The sequence below is a fragment of the Kribbella sp. HUAS MG21 genome, from assembly GCF_040254265.1.
GTDB lineage: Bacteria > Actinomycetota > Actinomycetes > Propionibacteriales > Kribbellaceae > Kribbella.
Map to the genome: position 1 here is coordinate 1,112,293 of NZ_CP158165.1, position 16,803 is coordinate 1,129,095.

Genomic DNA, 16,803 nt, shown 5'->3' on the forward strand with positions numbered 1-16,803 from the left:
ACAGGTCAGGGACTGGGCGCAACCCTCCGGCACGCCGGCGTCCGCCAAGTGGCCGCCCGGTGAACGAACGCCCGGAATGTGAGCAACCCAGCGTTGGACGTCGGCGCGAGGCTTGCTAGCGTCCCAGGCACACAATCTGATCAGCAAGGAGCGAGTCGTGAGCACTACACCGGTGAAGGTGGCCGTTACCGGGGCCGCGGGGAATATCGGTTACAGCCTGCTGTTCCGGATCGCGAGCGGCGCGCTGCTCGGACCGGACACGCCGGTGGAGCTGCGGCTGCTGGAGATCACCCCCGCGCTGAAGGCGCTCGAGGGCGTCGTGATGGAGCTCGAGGACAGCGCGTTCCCGACGCTCGCCGGGATCGAGATCGGCGACGACCCGAACGTCGTGTTCGACGGCGTCAACGTCGCGCTGCTGGTGGGCGCGCGACCGCGGACGAAGGGGATGGAGCGCGGCGACCTGCTGGAGGCCAACGGCGCGATCTTCACCGTCCAGGGCAAGGCGCTGAACGACCACGCCGCCGACGACATCCGGGTCACCGTCACCGGCAACCCGGCGAACACCAACGCGCTGATCGCGAAGAGCAACGCGCCGGACATCCCGGCCGAGCGGTTCTCGGCGCTCACCCGGCTGGACCACAACCGGGCGCTGGCGCAGCTGGCGAAGAAGGCCGGCGTGCACGTCACCGACCTGAAGAAGATGACGATCTGGGGCAACCACTCCGCGACCCAGTACCCGGACATCTTCCACGCCGAGGTGGCCGGCAAGAACGCCGCCGAGGTCGTGAACGACCAGGCCTGGCTGGAGAGCGACTTCCTGCCGACCGTGCAGAAGCGCGGCGCGGCGATCATCGAGGCCCGCGGCGCGTCCTCGGCCGCCTCGGCCGCGGCGGCCACCATCGACCACACCCGCGACTGGCTGAAGGGCACCGCCGCGGGCGACTGGACCTCGATGGCGGTCGTCTCCGACGGGTCGTACGACGTTCCGGAGGGGCTGATCTCGTCGTTCCCGGTGACCACCGCGAACGGCAACTGGGAGATCGTCCAGGGCCTGGACATCAACGAGTTCTCGCGCGGCAAGATCGACGCCTCCACCGCCGAGCTCGGCGAGGAGCGCGACGCGGTGCAGGAACTCGGCCTGATCGGCTGACCGGCAGCACCCCAGGACGCCCCCGGAAGATTTCCGGGGGCGTTTCTCATGCAGCCTGCGGCGGCGCCACCAAGGTGTCGGACTGGCCGGAGGCGGTCAGGGAGCGGGCGATGAAGCCGGAGGACTTCAGGTCCTCGACCAGGTCGTGGAGGTAGGCGACCGTGGCTGGCTGCTTGGTCATCGTGGTGCCGACGGCCTGCTGGATCTGCATGAAGCGCTCGTCGATCAGGCGCAGGTCCGGGTGTTCGGCGACGTACCGGGTGATCGGCTGCCGGATCCCGGCGGCCACCTCCAACCCTTCGGCGCGGAAGACATCGACGCCTTCTTCGCCGCGGACGATGGTTGCCTGCTGCAAGGTTCTGGTCAGGTACAGGTCATACGCCGAGCCCTGCTTCACCCCGATCCGCACGCCGGGCGCGTCCACGTCGGCGACGGTGGTGAGCTTGGAGTCCTGCGGGACAGCGTAGACGCCTTCGATCACGACGTACGGCGCGGTGAACGCCACCTCGGCCGCCCGCGCCGGCTCGATCGCGAGGAAACAGAGGTCCGCCCGGCCGGTGGTCAGTGCCTCGAACGACTTGCGGGCCGCGTCGAAACAGACCAGTTCCAACGGCAGCTCGAGGCGCGCGGCGAGTTCGCGCGCGATGTCCACGGTCACCCCGGCCGGTTCCTCCGAGGTCCCCTGCGCGAGCACCGGATTGCCGAGATTGATCGAGACCCGCAGAACCCCGGACGGCGCAAGATCGCCGGCAACAGTCGTCATACCGACGACCCTATCCGCCGGGGTTCGTCAGTCGTGATCGCGGAGGTACGCGGCGGCGGCACGAGCGGCGGCGGCCAGTTCGCCGTCCTTCGCCGCTGCGGGCACGGTCGTCGCCGGGACCGCCTGCGGGCAGCCCATCAGAGGGCCTTTTCGAAGAGGACGCGGTGGCGGTCGTGGATGGTTTCGCGGGCTGTTTCGGTGTAGCCGTGGCGGGGGTAGTAGGCGAGGTTCTCGGTCATAGCGGCGTTGGTGTACAGGGTGATCCTGCGGTAGTTGCGGCGGCGCGCCTCGGTTTCGGCGAACGTCAGGAGGGCGGCGCCGATGCCCTTGCCCTGAGCGGCCGGCGAGACTGCCAGTACGTCGAGCAGGAGGGCGTCGGGCTCGTCCTCCAGCAGGACGAAGCCGATCACGGCGTCGGTGTCCGTCGCGACCCAGACCTTCTGCGCCGCGACCGCGGCCTCGTAGTCGACCAGCATCGGTACCGGCGCCATGCCGATGCGGGGGATGTAGTGCTCGAAGGCGGCGCGGGCGATCGCCGCGACCGCCTCCGCGTCGGCCGGCACCGCGGGTCGGATCATGCGGGCAGCCTAGTGCTAAAACGGGGAGCCGATCTCGGGCTCGGCCCGTAGCCTTCGGTAGGTGGATCTGATGGTGCTGCAAGATCGGTTCGACGCGGAGCGGGCAGAGCCGATCCATGTCGGTTTCTCGGGCGCGACCGTGGTCAAGCTCGAGCGCGGGCGGGAACGGTTCTATTACAAGGCGGGCGACGGCGTCGACCTCGAGGCCGACCGGCTCGCCTGGCTCGGCGGCACCGGCTTCCCCTGCCCGCGGATCGTTGACCGCGGCAACAACTGGCTGCTGACCACGGAACTCCCGGGCCGGGACGCCTCGCAGGACTGGCCCGCCGCCGACCGCCCGGCGGTCGTTGCCGCGATCGCCGACGGGCTCCGCGCGCTGGACGCGTTGTCGGGCTGCCCGTTCCCGTCCCCGTTCCCCGGGACCGGCAGCGCGGTCACCCACGGGGACTACGCGGCGCCGAACGTCTTCATCGATCCCGAGACGCTCAGGTTCAGCGGCCTGCTCGACCTCAGCCGCCTCGGCGCCGGCGACCGGTACGTGGACCTCGCGCTGATGTTCAAGAGCCTCCGCGGCGGCCTCAACCCGCAGTACGGCGGACTCCCGGCCGCGCGGCGCTTCGTCGAGCTGTACGGCGGGGACCCGGACGACCCGCGCATCGAGCACTACATCACGCTCGACGACACCGGCGACTACACGCCCTGATACGCCCGGCGGTACGCACTCGGCGTCGTCTGCAGCGCGGCGCGGAACCGCCTTCGCAGATTGGTCGCCGACGACAACCCGACGCGCGTGGCGATCGTCTCGACCGGCAGATCCGTCTCCTCGAGCAGCGCCCGCGTCCGCGCGATCCGCTGCGCGAGCAACCACTGGCCGGGCGCGACCCCGAGCTGCTCGGCGAACCTCCGGGCCAGCGTCCGCGGTGAGACGCCGGCGCGGCGCGCGAGATCCTCGACCGTGATCGGCTCGGCGAGGTGCTCGGTCGCCCAGTCGAGCAGCCCGCCCAGCGACTCCACCGGCACCGGTTCCTCGGCGCGGTACTGCACCTGGCCGCCTTCCCGATGCGGCGGCATCACCATCCGCCGCGCGACCCGGGCCGCGTACGCCGCACCGTGGTCGCTGCGCACCAGATGCAGACACAGATCGATCCCGGTCCCCGACCCGCCGCTCGTTGCGATGTCGCCGTGGTCGACGTACAGCACCTCCGGATCCACGTGCACCGCGGGGAACCGGCGCTGCAGCTCCTCGGCGTACCGCCAGTGCGTCGCCGCCCGGCGCCCGTCGAGCACCCCGGTCGCGGCGAGCAAGTACGCACCCGAGCAGATACTGACCAGCCGCGCCCCGCGCCGATGCGCCCGGACGAGCGCCCGCACGACAGCGGACGTCGGCTCGCGATTGATCGGCAACCATCCCGGGACGACGATCGTGTCCGCGCGGTCGAGCGCCCGCAGCCCGGAGCTCACCACCATGTCGAAACCATCGGTGGTACGGACGTTTCCCGGCTGCTCCGCACAGACCCCGAAGCGGTACGGCGGGTCGCGGAAGACGGCCGCCGCGCAGCCGAACTCGAAACTGGCCTGCGGCGCGGTCACCAGCGCGACGACGCGGTGCAGCTTCTCGGGCATGGCAGAAAAGTACCTGATCGGGACTATCCAGACACTGGGGACAGCCCTGTGGACAGCGCGAGGATCGGGGCATGGAGACATACGAATGGGCATCGGTCGACGACGCACCGGTCCGTGAACTGTTCCCCGGCATCCGGCTGCGGCCGCTCTGGTCCGGCGCCCGAGCCAAGGCGTTCGTCCTGCAGATGGACCCGGGGTCGCGCTGGGAGGGCATCGACGTGCACGACCCGGGTCCGGAGGAGGTGTTCGTGGTCGACGGGGTGTTCAACGACGGCGAGCGCGACTACCCGGCCGGTTCGTTCATCCACGCCCCGGCCGGATCGTCCCATGTCCCGCAGTCCGCTGCGGGCTGCACGCTGTTCCTGTTCTACCCCGAAGGCTGATCAGGGCTTGTCGATCTGTACGACGTCGAACGTCGTACCGGGCGGCGCACCAGGGCCGAACGGCGGCGGGAAGCCGAGATCGAAGCGGCCGTTGATCAGCGCCAGCCGATTGCCGTGTTCGGCGACCGTGGTGGGAACGCGGAACAGCGGACTGGTCACCGTCGCCACGATCTCCCCGGCGGTCAGGTCCGCGCTGAGCTCGATCTTCAGCACCCGGTTGGCGAAGTTCTCCACGACCCACAGGGTGTGGCCGTCCAGCAGGATGCCGTCCGCCGTACCGGGGGTGATCGTGCCACCGGTGATCTCGATGGTCCGGCTCGCGCCGGTCTCCGGGTCGACCAGGTACAGCGCCCCGCGCGACGAGTGGCCGACGATCAGCGACTTGCCGTCCGGGGTGGCGTCGATGCCGTTCCAGTTGGGGAACTCGCCGACGACCGCCGCGGGACCGCTGAGCGGGATGCTCTGCGGCTCGCCGATCCGGTCGCCCGGCCCGATCGGCACCTTGTAGATCACCGGGTTGAAGGTGTCGGTGAAGTACGCGGCGTCGTTGGTGACCGTGACGTCGTTGATCAAGCTGGTCGCAGACGTGAGCAAGAGATCGGCAACGAGCGAGCCGTCCCGGGTGCTGTACACGAACGCGCGGCCGGTCGGTCCACCCGCCACCCAGAGCCGATGCGCGCCGCGCTCGACCTTCAGCCCGACGGCCGGCCTACCCGGTGCCGCGTCGACGAAGATCGCCCCTTCGCCGGTCCGCAGGCTCCCGCGATAGATGTCACCGGTGGTGAGCGAGCCGACGTAGAACGTTGCCTGCGGCCCGGTCGCGATCCCTTCGGGCTGGAAGTCGACCGGGACCGGGATCGACGCCGGGAACGGCAGCGCCGCGGCGACGGTCAGTGCCACCGCGGACACGGTCAGCGCAAGTTTCCGGAAACGCGACATGATCAACCCCCTGAAATCCCCGTTTCCCCTTGCTGCGAAGGTAGAACCGGGGTTTCAGGATGTCCATGGCTCAGTCCGTACTCCGAAGCTCCGTGGGCGCGCCGTGGACGGCGGGGATGCTGCCGAGCTTGCCGGCCTGGAAGTCCTCGAAGGCCTGGATCACCTCGGCGCGGGTGTTCATCACGAACGGCCCGGCCATCGCGATCGGCTCGCGGATCGGGCGGCCGCCGATCACCAGCACGTCGAGGTTCGGCTCGGCCTGAGGTTGCGTCGTACCGGCCGCGGTCCGCAGGACGTCACCGGGACCGAAGACCGCCAACTGGCCCTTGCGGATCGGGCGCCGGTCGGAGCCGACGGTGCCCTGCCCGGCGAGCACGTAGACGAGCGCGTTGTAGTCCGGCTGCCACGGCAGCACCATCTCCGCGCCCGGGCTGACCGTGGCGTGCACCAGGGTGATCGGGGTGTGCGTCGAGCCCGGACCTTCGTGGCCGTCGACCGAGCCGGCGATCACGCGGATCAGCGAACCGCCGTCCGGCGTGGACAGCAGGGCCGAGTCGCCGCCGCGGATGTCCTGGTAGCGCGGTGGGGCCCACTTGAGCGCCTTCGGCAGGTTCACCCAGAGCTGGATGCCGTGGAACAGGCCGCCGCTCACCACCAGGTGCTCCGGCGGGGTCTCGATGTGCAGCAGCCCGGACCCGGCGGTCATCCACTGGGTGTCGCCGTTGGAGATGACACCGCCGCCGCCGTTGGAGTCCTGGTGCTCCATGATCCCGTCGAGCATGTACGTGACGGTCTCGAAGCCGCGGTGCGGGTGCCACGGGGTGCCCTTCGGCTCGCCCGGCGCGTACTCGACCTCGCCCATCTGGTCCATGTGGATGAACGGGTCCAGGTCGCGGAGGTCGACGCCGGCGAAGGCACGCCGTACCGGGAAGCCCTCGCCCTCGTAGCCGCTCGGCGCCGAGGTCACCGACGTCACGGGACGCTCGCGGACGACAGCCGGGTCCTGGGCGCTGATCCGGGGCAGGACGGTGATGTCACTGACGGTCACGGCGGGCATGATGTGCTCCTCGCGGTAGGTAGTTCAAGAATAAACTATCTGCTGGAACGGTGGCAAGAGCCGCCGCATTCCCGGCGGTCCGGCTGTGGGCCGGGGCGCGGCGCGTGGCAGACTCTGGGGTCGTGACGGCGCAGATTCTGGACGGCAAGGCGACGGCGGCGGCGATCAAGGACGAGCTGAAGGTCCGGGTCGCGAAACTCGCGGAGCAGGGCGTGATCCCCGGGCTCGGCACGATCCTGGTCGGCGACGACCCGGGCAGCCGGGCGTACGTGGCCGGCAAGCACCGCGACTGCGCGGCGGTCGGGATCGCCTCGATCCAGGTCGAGCTGCCGGCGACGGCGACCCAGGCGGAGATCGCCGCGAAGGTGCGGGAGCTCAACGAGAACCCGTCCTGCACCGGGTTCATCGTCCAGCTGCCGCTGCCCAAGCACGTCGACACCAACACGATCCTCGGCCTGATCGACCCGGCCAAGGACGCCGACGGACTGCACCCGGTCAGCCTCGGCAAGCTCGTCCTCGGCCAGGACGGCCCACTTCCCTGTACCCCGAAGGGCTGCGTGGAGATCCTCCGGCGGTACGACGTACCGATCGCCGGCGCGCACGTGGTCGTCGTCGGGCGCGGCGTGACCGCGGGCCGGCCGATGGGGCTGCTGTTCACCCGGCGCAGCGAGAACGCGACCGTGACCCAGTGCCACACCGGCACCAAGGACCTCGCCGCCGTCGTCCGCACCGGCGACATCGTGATCGCCGCGGCCGGTTCGGCGGGCCTGATCACCGCGGACATGGTCAAGCCCGGCGCCGTCCTCCTCGACGTCGGCACCAGCCGCAACGCCGAGGGCAAGATCGTCGGCGACATCGACGACGCCGCCCGCGAGCAGGCCGCGTGGATCGCCCCGATGCCCGGCGGGATCGGCCCGATGACCCGCGCGATGCTGCTCACCAACGTCGTCGAGGCCGCCGAAGCGAGCCTTCCCCAGTGACGCCGGTCGCCGAGCCGGGTGTGACGTGCTGATGGCAGGCGAGACCCAGCGCCGCAGTCAGTGGCCCCTGGCGCTGTCGCTCCTGGTCGCGCTGGCGGGCGTGGTGGTGCTGTGGTTCTACGACTGGCGCAACGGCGTACTCATCTTCGCCGGCGCCGTAGGCCTGGCAGGCCTCCTCCGCGCCCTGCTCTCCGACGCGGCCGCAGGCCTCCTCCACGTCCGCAGCCGAATGTTCGACATAGCCTTCCTCCTCCTCACCGCCACCGCCATAGCCACCCTCGGCCTCATCGTCCCGAACTGATCCTGGGATAGTACTTTTGGGTTCTAGAACCTAGAGGTACTATCGTTCGCAGATGGGGTTCACGATCGTCTACACCGACGACTGCTACAAGTGGTTGCATCAGTTGCCGCGGACTGACCGAACGCGGGTCCTGGCCCGGGTCAATTGATAGCTCAGCAAGGTCCTGGTCTTGGTCGGCCGGTGGTGGAGACGATCAAGGCATCGCGTCATCAGAACATGAAAGAACTCCGGAGCGGCACGATCCGGGTACTGTTCGCCTTCGATCCGGTACGGCAGGCGGTGTTGTTGATCGGCGGCGACAAGGTCGGCCAGTGGGGGGCGTGGTACCGACGGAACATCCCGATCGCCGACGATCTGTACGACGAGTGGCTTGAGGAACTCGAGAAGGACTCGTGACTCGGATGGAGGAGGAAGTGGCGAAGTACAGAACGCACGACGAGGTGCTGGCGGAGTTCATCAAGACCCCTGAGGACCAGGCCGAGCTCGCCGCCCTCGAGGACGAGGCTCTGGCCGAGGTGCGTGCGCATCGTCTTGCCGACGTGCGTCAGCAGCACGGACTCACCCAGACCGATCTTGCCGACAGGTTGCACATCACGCAGACCGCGGTCTCGAAGATCGAACGTGGCGAGCTGGCCCGGTCCGAGCTGAGCACCATCCGGCGGTACGTCGAGGCGCTCGGCGGCAAGCTGGAAATCGTCGCCGACTTCGGCGACGAACGCCTCGTCCTCGGCTGATGGCGGCTGTCCGCCGCGCCACGGCCGACGACGGAGCGCGGGTCGCGCGGATCTACGTCGAGTCGTGGAACGCCGGGTTCGGGGAATTGATGCCGGTCGCGGTGCTGGACGACGCGCGGGTCGCTCGATGGAGCGCGACGGTTGCTGATGGCAACTGGTGGGTGGCTGAGCTGGACGGGTTGGTCGCCGGGTTCGTGGGGATCGGGGCGAGCCGGGATCCGGTGGACCCGGAGCTGGGTGAGCTGGACACGATCGCCGTCGATCCGGCGTACTGGCGGCGCGGCGTCGGCATCGCCCTGATGGAGAAGGCTGTTCAGGAGTTGGCGGGCCGCTTCGACCGGGCAATCCTGTGGACCCTCGCCAACTACCCGCAGGGCCAGAACTTCTACGTCAAAACCGGCTGGACCCTGACCACCCACACCCGCGACAACGGCCACCAGGTCTGCTACGAGCGGTCGTTCTAGCGCGTTGCCTTCTCACCGGCGCCGGAGGGCACCAGAGCAGGTCGGCACTGAAGCTTGTCGATGTCGTCGGCAATCTGTCGGCGGTCCGCGTCGCCCTGGATGTAGGCGTCGGTGGCCACGAGCCCGCGCAGCTCTGTGCGTACGCCCTCCGGAAGACGGCACCAGTTGCGGTAGGCAAGTTTCAGGGCGTGGAACTGCTCGTTGCCGGTCCGTGACTGGGTGAGGCCGGAGCGGAGTACGTCGACGTCGAGAAGTGCAGGATCGCCTTCCATGAGACCTAGCACGAGAACACGCATCACGGGTGATCCGGCCGCGAAGAGAGCATGTACCTCAACGGGGTCGAATTTGCGACTGACGGAGAGTGCGGACGCCTTTCCGACGATGCGATCGAGGAGGTCCTTGCGGATGTCTTCCTGGGCGGGATCGGTCAACTCCGTGTAGACGAAGGAATAGGCCTCCAGGTCGCGGGCCAGCCCGGACTCTTCAAGGATTCCGGCGCTCTTCGGCGCACCGAGCTCGGCGACCTGCTTGGTGAAGCGAAACTCGAGGCCTGTCCCGTCGAAGGAGAAGTGCTCCAGGCGGTCGACCACCAGCGGCAGCGCAACCAGGATCGCGCCGACGACGAGTCCGGAGAAATTCACACGCGGATCGCTGCCGAACAGCTGCACGGCCGAGGCCGCCAACAGCACAAGACCGGCGACCGAGGTGAGGATCCGGACGAAGACATTGACCCAGCCGGTGACCGTTACAGGCTTCATCATGTGGCAGCACCTCGGACGGTCGGGGCCACCGGCGGCGCGGCGGCAGGCGAAGGAGGCGGGAAGGTCGGCGGTCCTTCGAGCCAGCGGCGGGCGAACACGTTGAGCAGCCGGTCGGCAGGCTCGGGGACGATCCCGGTCGGCAGTTGTGCTTCGATCCAATCGAGTGCTCCTCGAAGCCGGTGATCGAGGACGCCGTCGGCTCCGAACCAGAACATGGCCGGATCCTCGCCGGCAACGCCGACCAGGATCGCGGCGATGAGCACCTGCGTAGCTCGTGGCAGCCCGCCCGTGCGCAGATAGGTCGAGTCGCACATGCTGAGCTTGACGGGGTCGGACAGACGGCTGAAGGTCGGCGGCGACGGCAGGTTTGGACAGGGAGCCGTCGCGAGCAGGCGTTCGGGCGGATAGCGGCGCCGGAGAGCGAATCCCGAGTGCGGATCGAAGGTACGGGATCCGACGATCAAGTTGTGTTCATGGACGAATTCGGCCTGCCGGTACGGCGTTTCCCAGATGCCCGCGTCGGTCAGTTCGAGGTAGAACTCGGCGAGCGCGGCCTGGGTGCCGGGCAGTGCAGGTTCACTGCCGTTGAACCCGTTCTCCCAGTCGATCACCACGGCCTGCGCGTACTGCCGTATCGCGTCTCGGAGCGCCGCGGGATCCTCCTCGAGCAACCGACGAGCGAGGTCCAGCGGGGGCTCCGGCTCGAGTTCGCCATCGGTGACCGTTGCTGGAGCGGCGGGAGCGGCCGGAGCGGGCGCTGGACGTTCGGGCATGCCCGCCCCGCCCGGTCCGAGTCCACTGGCCAGGTAACCGCGCCGTACCGTTTCGCGAACCGATTCCAGGGACTCGAAGGCGATCTCGGAGCCGTCCTCGTCGAAGAATCCGTCCTGGAACGACGACCTGGCGGCCCGCAGACCGGTGGTGATCCTGCCGAGCGGAATCGGTTCGAGTTCGGGAACACTGAGGAAGACGGTCGTGTCGGCGTCGGTGACCCGCTCGGTACGCCGAACGTCAGGCGTACTGCGGGACGTGAACGCGAGCCCGTCGTACACGGCCCAGGCGTCGATGAACCACGGAGTCGTCATTTCCATTGGTAGCCCCTCCCGTGCAGGGTGACTATCCGATGCCGGATCCCGTACGAGGCCAGGTGCTCGCTGATCCAGGATCGCCGTAGGAGCCAGTCCTGCTCGGTCTGCGTGAGGGGGATCGCACGCTCCCGCCTGTTGCGCAGGGACATCTCGATCGCAGTCTCGTCCGGAGACTCGCGGACCTCCTCCACCTCGCGTGGCGCGAACGATCCTTCCAAGTGCACCTCGATGAACTCCTGATCGCGGAGCACCGTGTCCGAGACCGTTCCGCTCGTCACCAGACGGAGGTCGTGGCCGAGCTCGAGGAGTACCCGCAGAACAGCCATCTCGATGCGGTCGGCGTCCCAGTCGCCGCGGAGTACGGCAAGGCGCTCCGGGGTCAGCGGCAAGCTCTTCAGGGGTTCGAGCTCGATGTCGAAGGAATCCCGGTCGAGCAGTCGAGCGCGGCCGGCGACTTGGTCGAGTGTGAGAACCATGCAGTACTCGCCGTAGTACCGGACGCCGGCACCACCCAACGCGGCCGCGCCGAAGTATGTCCGCACGCCGAGCCCGAGCATCTGGTCCACATGCTTTCGAGTCTCCGACGGCTCGCGTGACTCGCCTCCGATCGCGGGCCGCTCGTAGAGGTTCAGGTACGCGTTGTCCTTCAGAACGACGTAGAGCGAGAACGCGGTGATGTTGACGACCATGCGCAGTCCGGTCTCGAGGTCCCGGAGGACATCACGGACCACCTTGGCGTTACCGGCGGAGAAGCCGGCGTCCTGATGCGTGGCGATCCACTGGTCCACCCGCTCGGCCCACGTAGACGCGCTGAAGTACGTCTGGTCGAAACCAGACGGATACAGATTTCCCACCCGCCCGAGCCCCCCTCGGCCGACACCCCCTGATAGCGACAGATGATCCTCGCGTCGCTACGCGTCGACAAGGCGTCACCATGAGGGACTTTCCAACGACCACAGGCGGGTAGCACGTTGACCGGTTTCGGCTGACTCGGGCAGGCGCCGACCTCAGTGGAAGAAGTGGCGGGTGTTGGTGAAGTACATGGTGATGCCGGCTTTGGTGGCGGTTTCGATGGCGGCTTCGTCGCGGATGGAGCCGCCGGGCTGGACGACTGCCTTGACGCCGCCTTCGATCAGGACCTCGAGGCCGTCGGGGAACGGGAAGAAGGCGTCCGAGGCCGCGACGGAGCCTGCGGCGCGGTCGCCCGCGCGGGAGACCGCCAGGCGGCAGGAGTCGACGCGGTTGACCTGGCCCATGCCGACGCCGACCGAGGCGCCGTCGGCGGCGAGCAGGATCGCGTTGGACTTGACCGCGCGGCATGCCTTCCAGGCGAATGCGAGGTCGGCGAGTACCTCAGGAGAAGCAGGTTCGCCGGCTGCCAGCGTCCATGCGGCCGGGTCGTCACCGGACGCCTGGAAGCGGTCGCGATGCTGCAGCAGCAGGCCGCCGCTGATCGCGCGCAGCTCGACGGTCTCGTCCGCCGACACCTCCGGCGCCACCAGCAGCCGGATGTTCTTCTTCGCCTGCAGGATCTCCACGGCGCCGTCCTCGAAGCCGGGCGCCACCAGCACCTCGGTGAAGATCTCCGCCACCTGCTTGGCCAGGTCCACCGTCACCGGGCGGTTCGTCGCGATCACGCCGCCGTACGCCGACACCGGGTCGCACTCGTGCGCGCGCCGGTGCGCCTCGGCGATGTCCTTGCCGACCGCGATGCCGCACGGGTTGGCGTGCTTGATGATCGCCACCGCCGGCTCACTGAAGTCGTACGCCGTACGACGTGCCGCGTCGGCGTCGACGTAGTTGTTGTACGACATCTCCTTGCCGTGCAGCTGTTCGGCCGCCGCGAGACCGCCGCGACCGTTCAGGTACAGCGCCGCCGGCTGGTGCGGGTTCTCGCCGTACCGCAGGGTCGCCGACTTCTCCCACGACGCGCCGACCCACGCCGGGAAGCCGGAGCCCTCGGAGCTGTCGGTGAGCACGTTGCCCATCCACGACGCGACCGCGATGTCGTAGTCCGCGGTGTGCACGAACGCCGCCGCCGCGAGCCGCTGCCGCTCCTCGAGCGAGAACCCGCCCTCGCCCAGAACGCTGTACAGCAAGGGGTACTGCGCGGGCGACGTCACGACCGCGACGTTCGCGTGGTTCTTCGCCGCGCCGCGCACCATCGACGGCCCGCCGATGTCGATCTGCTCGATGCACTCGTCGACCGACGCGCCGGACGCGACCGTCTCGGTGAACGGGTACAGGTTGCTCACCAGCAGGTCGAACGGCTCGACGCGCATCTCGCGCAGCTGCTCCACGTGCTCGTCCCGCCGTACGTCGGCCAGCAGGCCCGCGTGCACCATCGGGTGCAGCGTCTTGACCCGCCCGTCCAGGCACTCCGGGAACCCGGTCAGCTCTTCGACCTTGGTCACCGGCACGCCGGCCGCCGCGATCCGCGCCGCGGTCGAACCGGTCGACACGATCTGCACGCCCGCCGCGTCCAGCGCGGTCGCGAGCTCCTCCAGACCGGTCTTGTCGTAGACGCTGATCAGCGCCCGGCGGATCGGCCTGCGGTCGGTGCTCACTTCAGTCGAACCTTTCGTCCGGTGATGGTCCAGCCCTCGCGGACCAGCCGGCCGACCCACTCCACCAGCTGGCGGCGTTCGACCTCCTTGATCCGTTCGGTCAGGGTTTCTTCGGTGTCGTCGTCCTCGACCGGTACGACGACCTGCGCGATGATCGGCCCGGTGTCGACGCCGCCGTCCACGAAGAACAGCGTCGCCCCGGCGACCTTCACGCCGTACTCCAGCGCGTCCCGCGGACCGTGGATCCCGGGGAACGCCGGCAGCAGCGCGTTGTGGGTGTTGATGTACCGGTCGCCGAAGGACTCCAGGAAGTCCTCGCCGACGAGCTTCAGGAACCCCGCCGACACGACCAGGTCGGGCTTGTACTGCGCCACGGACGACGTCAGCGCCCGGTCCCAGTCGGCGCGGGTCGGGTACTCCTTGACCTTGTGCACGAACGTCGGCACCCCGGCGGCCGCGGCCCGGTCCAGGCCGGCGATCCCCTCCCGGTCGGCGCCCACGGCGACGACCTCGGCGCCGTACGCCGGGTCGGCGCAGGCGTCCAGCAGGGCCTGCAGGTTCGACCCCGACCCCGACACGAGCACGACGAGGCGTGCGAAACCGGAGTCAGCTGCGGAAGTCACGGCTGGAAGCCTATCGCCCGCCCGCGCTCCGGAACTAACCGGTGGTCTCCCCGTCAACCGGTCGCCGGGACGAGACCACCGCGGCCGTGATCGCGGCGCCGATCGCCATCCCGGCCGCCAGCACGCCGGCCGCCGGCAGCGCCGCCGGCACGCCGACCGCGGCCATCCGCCCGGGCCCCGCCGACCCGCCCGACAACGCGAACAGCACGAAGAACACGATCCCCGCGAGCAGCGCCGCCATCGCCCCGCGCAGCGCGAACGCGTCCCAGCCCAGCACGTCCGAGTCCGGCTCCGCGAGCCCCCGCCGTACGACGACCAGCCCCGCGACCGCGCCCGCCAGCAACGGCACCACGGCCGTGAGCACCAGCAGGTACGACGGCGTCGCGCCGTCGGCAGGCACCGCGGCCAGCAGCGGCAGCGCCGGCAGGTTCCCCACGTCGACGCCGGTCGGCGCGATCGTCGTACCGGTCCCGAGCTGGAATCCAGGCCCGGCGAGGAACGCGACGACGTACAGCAGCATGTTCGGCACCAGCATCAGGCAGATCGCGAACAGCACCACCGAACCGATCACGCCCGCGTTCAGCAGCTCGAGCATCCCGGTGATCCGCGAGAAGTGGATCGCGAGCAGGACGGCGTACAGCACGGCCGCGAGTGAGACGACTGTCAGTACGGCGGCCATCGCAGCGGGTACTGCGTCCCGCAGACCGGTCGGCGTGGCATCCGCGAGGTCCTCGCCCGCGCCGGACTCGACCACGATGCCCGCGGCCCCGGCCACCAGTGCCAGCGAGAACGCGCCCAGGAAAGCCGACAGCGGGGACACCTTCAACGCGTCCTCGGCTGTGAACAACGCCACGACCAGCCCGCCGAGGCCGTAGACGACCGCGAACGCACCGGACAGCGCGATCAGGTCCCGGGTCCGGTCGGCCGCGCTGGACCGGACCGCGGACTTGCCGCCGCGGTACAGGCACCAGGCGAAGAACAAGGTGAGACCGAGCGGCGCGATGCTGATCCGCCCGCTGCCGAGCGTCACCCCGGCCTTGTGGGCGACCAGCCAGGCCGCTGCCCCGGCGCGGACCGCGCCGGACGCGCCGCCGAAGGTCGCGGCGAGCCAGCCGATCACGGCGACCGCGGCGCAGGTCAGCAAGCCGGTGAGCAGGCAGGCTCCCGCGGAGATCACAGCCGATACCAGCAACGGCTTGGTCTGGGCGGCGATCTCCGACGTCGGCGCAGCGCTCGGCTCACCGTCCCGCGCGCCCGGGCGGCTCAGCATGTCGGTCATCTGACTCCCATCGTCTCCCCGCGGCCGCACGGCACTCGTCCTGACACGCCGGATGTGGGAGACTTCAGCCCGCTCGCTCACGCTCAGTGGATGGTGTTCGCCTGGTGGTAGCTGGGTTGGGGGCGGTGCGGGGTCACCGGGTACTGTCGGGTGGAATCAGTCAGGAGGTCGAGCTTTGGCCGGTTCCCACCGTGCACCCCGCGGCGGCGGTCGCGCTGCTGCCCGGGAGGCGCGTCGCCAGCGCGCGCGCAAGCGGAACCAGACGATCGCCGCCGGTGTCGCGGTCGTGCTGCTGGTCGGCGGCGGCGGGGTCGCCGCGCTGAACGCGTTCGGCGGCGACAAGACCCCGGGCACCAAGGCCGGCGGCGGTCCCACGGACGACAAGCCCACCGAGTCGACGGTGCTGGCCGACGACAAGGCCCTGCTGGACGCCGCGGGAGCGAAGACGCTCGGCGCGACCGGGACCTGGGCGGTCACCAAGACCGCCGACGGCGACTCGGCGCCGGACAGCTCGTTCGTCTGCCAGTCGCAGCGGTTCGCGGACCCGTCCGGCCTGCGCACCTGGGTCCGCACCCTGCAGAACTCGACCACCAAGGAAACCGCGGTCCAGTACGTCGACGTGTCCAACGACAAGGCCACCGCGGCGAAGACCTACAGCACGGTCGTGCACTGGCTCAGTCAGTGCACGACCCCGCAGACCCGGCTGGCGGCCGGCTACGTGACGTCGGGCGTCGGCGACGCCGGCGTGATCGCGGTGTTCGGGCAGGTGCCCGGCGCGAAGACGAAGTACAAGACGGTCGCGGTCACGCTGGCCGGGCAGGCCACGATGGTCGTCGAGCACGACACGCTGGCCGCCACCCCGCCGAAGCCGAACGCGGTGCTGGCCACCGCGAACGCCGCCGCCAAGAAGATCTGCGCGCAGACCGGCGGCTGCGGCACCGGCGCCCCGATCGCGAAGCCGGCGCTGCTGCCGAACGTCGACACCCCGGGCTTCATGGCCTCGGTCGACCTGCCGCTGCTGGCGGAGATCAACAAGCCGTGGGTGAGCGCTCCCGCGAAGGCCGGGACCGGCACCAGCTGCGAGAAGCTCGACTTCAAGAAGGCGAAGCCGAAGAAATACGGCACGGTCACCTACGTGACGCCGGAGGCCAAGGTGCCGACCGAGTTCGGCCTCGACGACACGGTCGCGAAGTTCGCCACCCCGAACGCCGCGGCGAGTTTCGTCAGCCAGGTCAAGAAGAACGTCGACGCCTGCGAGAAGAACGTCTCGAACGCGAAGGTCGAATCGACCGGGACGATCAAGACCAGCACGATCACCGGCAAGAGCTGGAAGGCGACGTACGACACCGGCGACGGGAAGAAGTTCGTCTACCGGATCGGGATCGCCGGGTCCGGGGACCGCGCGGTGCACCTGCTGTTCCCGGTGCTCAAGGAGCTGGACCTGACCGACGCCGCGTTCAACGAGACGCTGGCCCGCGCGGTCGACCGCTCCGCCGCCTACAAATAAAGCGGG

At 69.5% G+C, this 16,803-nt stretch carries 20 protein-coding genes; 9 read left to right on the plus strand and 11 right to left on the minus strand.

Annotation, left to right across the window (positions count from 1 at the left end; genetic code table 11):
- Positions 1-157 precede the first annotated feature (157 nt).
- A complete protein-coding gene (locus tag ABN611_RS05380) occupies positions 158-1,150 on the plus strand; it encodes a malate dehydrogenase (protein WP_350278657.1) in 993 nt (330 codons plus the stop codon).
- A 46-nt stretch (positions 1,151-1,196) separates the two neighbouring features.
- On the opposite strand, the gene ABN611_RS05385 is transcribed toward ABN611_RS05380, so the two are convergent.
- Both ABN611_RS05385 and ABN611_RS05390 read right to left on the minus strand, forming a co-directional pair.
- On the minus strand, positions 1,197-1,913 hold the full coding sequence (locus tag ABN611_RS05385) for a transporter substrate-binding domain-containing protein (RefSeq protein WP_350278658.1): 717 nt from the start codon (positions 1,911-1,913) through the stop codon (positions 1,197-1,199).
- Between the two features lie 137 nt (positions 1,914-2,050).
- Positions 2,051-2,491: a GNAT family N-acetyltransferase gene (locus ABN611_RS05390; RefSeq protein WP_350278659.1), complete on the minus strand. Its 441-nt coding sequence runs from the start codon at positions 2,489-2,491 to the stop codon at positions 2,051-2,053.
- A 70-nt stretch (positions 2,492-2,561) separates the two neighbouring features.
- Between ABN611_RS05390 and ABN611_RS05395 the strand changes: the two genes are divergently transcribed.
- A complete protein-coding gene (locus ABN611_RS05395; protein ID WP_350278660.1) occupies positions 2,562-3,194 on the plus strand; it encodes a phosphotransferase in 633 nt (210 codons plus the stop codon).
- Here the strand turns inward: ABN611_RS05395 and ABN611_RS05400 are convergent.
- Positions 3,182-4,114 (minus strand): helix-turn-helix domain-containing protein, encoded by a 933-nt coding sequence (locus ABN611_RS05400; protein ID WP_350278661.1) that lies wholly within the window; start codon positions 4,112-4,114, stop codon positions 3,182-3,184. The two genes, ABN611_RS05395 and ABN611_RS05400, sit on opposite strands and share 13 nt — an antisense overlap.
- Positions 4,115-4,185: 71 nt before the next feature.
- Between ABN611_RS05400 and ABN611_RS05405 the strand changes: the two genes are divergently transcribed.
- Complete coding sequence (locus ABN611_RS05405; RefSeq protein ID WP_350278662.1) at positions 4,186-4,497, plus strand: cupin domain-containing protein; 312 nt, start codon at positions 4,186-4,188, stop codon at positions 4,495-4,497.
- Here ABN611_RS05405 and ABN611_RS05410 read toward each other — a convergent pair whose 3' ends face one another.
- Both ABN611_RS05410 and ABN611_RS05415 read right to left on the minus strand, forming a co-directional pair.
- Positions 4,498-5,436, minus strand: a complete 939-nt coding sequence (locus tag ABN611_RS05410) for a hypothetical protein (protein WP_350278663.1) — start codon at positions 5,434-5,436, stop codon at positions 4,498-4,500. It abuts the gene before it with no gap.
- A gap of 70 nt (positions 5,437-5,506) precedes the next feature.
- Positions 5,507-6,493 (minus strand): pirin family protein, encoded by a 987-nt coding sequence (locus ABN611_RS05415; RefSeq protein ID WP_350278664.1) that lies wholly within the window; start codon positions 6,491-6,493, stop codon positions 5,507-5,509.
- Between the two features lie 122 nt (positions 6,494-6,615).
- Between ABN611_RS05415 and ABN611_RS05420 the strand changes: the two genes are divergently transcribed.
- The 5 genes from ABN611_RS05420 (at position 6,616) to ABN611_RS05440 (ending at position 8,972) form a co-directional block, all read left to right on the plus strand.
- Positions 6,616-7,473: a bifunctional methylenetetrahydrofolate dehydrogenase/methenyltetrahydrofolate cyclohydrolase gene (locus tag ABN611_RS05420; RefSeq protein WP_350278665.1), complete on the plus strand. Its 858-nt coding sequence runs from the start codon at positions 6,616-6,618 to the stop codon at positions 7,471-7,473.
- 31 nt (positions 7,474-7,504) lie between these two features.
- Positions 7,505-7,774 (plus strand): DUF3017 domain-containing protein, encoded by a 270-nt coding sequence (locus ABN611_RS05425; RefSeq protein ID WP_350278666.1) that lies wholly within the window; start codon positions 7,505-7,507, stop codon positions 7,772-7,774.
- Between the two features lie 180 nt (positions 7,775-7,954).
- Complete coding sequence (locus ABN611_RS05430; protein ID WP_350278667.1) at positions 7,955-8,170, plus strand: type II toxin-antitoxin system RelE/ParE family toxin; 216 nt, start codon at positions 7,955-7,957, stop codon at positions 8,168-8,170.
- A 17-nt stretch (positions 8,171-8,187) separates the two neighbouring features.
- Positions 8,188-8,508 (plus strand): XRE family transcriptional regulator, encoded by a 321-nt coding sequence (locus ABN611_RS05435; protein WP_350278668.1) that lies wholly within the window; start codon positions 8,188-8,190, stop codon positions 8,506-8,508.
- Positions 8,508-8,972: a GNAT family N-acetyltransferase gene (locus ABN611_RS05440; protein WP_350278669.1), complete on the plus strand. Its 465-nt coding sequence runs from the start codon at positions 8,508-8,510 to the stop codon at positions 8,970-8,972. Before ABN611_RS05435 ends, ABN611_RS05440 begins: the two co-directional genes overlap by 1 nt.
- On the opposite strand, the gene ABN611_RS05445 is transcribed toward ABN611_RS05440, so the two are convergent.
- From ABN611_RS05445 to ABN611_RS05470, 6 genes are all read right to left on the minus strand, one after another.
- A complete protein-coding gene (locus tag ABN611_RS05445) occupies positions 8,969-9,733 on the minus strand; it encodes a hypothetical protein (protein WP_350278670.1) in 765 nt (254 codons plus the stop codon). The two genes, ABN611_RS05440 and ABN611_RS05445, sit on opposite strands and share 4 nt — an antisense overlap.
- Complete coding sequence (locus ABN611_RS05450) at positions 9,730-10,824, minus strand: hypothetical protein (protein ID WP_350278671.1); 1,095 nt, start codon at positions 10,822-10,824, stop codon at positions 9,730-9,732. The genes ABN611_RS05445 and ABN611_RS05450 overlap by 4 nt, the downstream gene beginning before the upstream one ends.
- Positions 10,815-11,675, minus strand: a complete 861-nt coding sequence (locus ABN611_RS05455; RefSeq protein WP_350278672.1) for a hypothetical protein — start codon at positions 11,673-11,675, stop codon at positions 10,815-10,817. The genes ABN611_RS05450 and ABN611_RS05455 overlap by 10 nt, the downstream gene beginning before the upstream one ends.
- A gap of 153 nt (positions 11,676-11,828) precedes the next feature.
- On the minus strand, positions 11,829-13,388 hold the full coding sequence (gene purH / locus ABN611_RS05460) for a bifunctional phosphoribosylaminoimidazolecarboxamide formyltransferase/IMP cyclohydrolase (protein WP_350278673.1): 1,560 nt from the start codon (positions 13,386-13,388) through the stop codon (positions 11,829-11,831).
- Entirely contained in the window at positions 13,385-14,011 is a 627-nt protein-coding gene (purN, locus tag ABN611_RS05465; RefSeq protein ID WP_350278674.1) for a phosphoribosylglycinamide formyltransferase, read from the minus strand. Before purN ends, purH begins: the two co-directional genes overlap by 4 nt.
- Positions 14,012-14,045: 34 nt before the next feature.
- Complete coding sequence (locus tag ABN611_RS05470; RefSeq protein WP_350278675.1) at positions 14,046-15,290, minus strand: DUF6350 family protein; 1,245 nt, start codon at positions 15,288-15,290, stop codon at positions 14,046-14,048.
- Positions 15,291-15,465: 175 nt separating this feature from the next.
- On the opposite strand from ABN611_RS05470, the gene ABN611_RS05475 reads away from it, so the two are divergent.
- A complete protein-coding gene (locus ABN611_RS05475; RefSeq protein ID WP_350278676.1) occupies positions 15,466-16,797 on the plus strand; it encodes a hypothetical protein in 1,332 nt (443 codons plus the stop codon).
- Positions 16,798-16,803: the final 6 nt, after the last annotated feature.

Bases quoted from the DNA above. Each gene is read 5' to 3' on its own strand.
- ABN611_RS05385 (WP_350278658.1), bottom strand. From the start codon at position 1,913: ATGACGACTGTTGCCGGCGATCTTGCGCCGTCCGGGGTTCTGCGGGTC.
- ABN611_RS05390 (WP_350278659.1), bottom strand. From the start codon at position 2,491: ATGATCCGACCCGCGGTGCCGGCCGACGCGGAGGCGGTCGCGGCGATC.
- ABN611_RS05395 (WP_350278660.1), top strand. From the start codon at position 2,562: ATGGTGCTGCAAGATCGGTTCGACGCGGAGCGGGCAGAGCCGATCCAT.
- ABN611_RS05400 (WP_350278661.1), bottom strand. From the start codon at position 4,114: ATGCCCGAGAAGCTGCACCGCGTCGTCGCGCTGGTGACCGCGCCGCAG.
- ABN611_RS05405 (WP_350278662.1), top strand. From the start codon at position 4,186: ATGGAGACATACGAATGGGCATCGGTCGACGACGCACCGGTCCGTGAA.
- ABN611_RS05410 (WP_350278663.1), bottom strand. From the start codon at position 5,436: ATGTCGCGTTTCCGGAAACTTGCGCTGACCGTGTCCGCGGTGGCACTG.
- ABN611_RS05415 (WP_350278664.1), bottom strand. From the start codon at position 6,493: ATGCCCGCCGTGACCGTCAGTGACATCACCGTCCTGCCCCGGATCAGC.
- ABN611_RS05425 (WP_350278666.1), top strand. From the start codon at position 7,505: ATGGCAGGCGAGACCCAGCGCCGCAGTCAGTGGCCCCTGGCGCTGTCG.
- ABN611_RS05440 (WP_350278669.1), top strand. From the start codon at position 8,508: ATGGCGGCTGTCCGCCGCGCCACGGCCGACGACGGAGCGCGGGTCGCG.
- ABN611_RS05445 (WP_350278670.1), bottom strand. From the start codon at position 9,733: ATGATGAAGCCTGTAACGGTCACCGGCTGGGTCAATGTCTTCGTCCGG.
- ABN611_RS05450 (WP_350278671.1), bottom strand. From the start codon at position 10,824: ATGGAAATGACGACTCCGTGGTTCATCGACGCCTGGGCCGTGTACGAC.
- ABN611_RS05470 (WP_350278675.1), bottom strand. From the start codon at position 15,290: ATGACCGACATGCTGAGCCGCCCGGGCGCGCGGGACGGTGAGCCGAGC.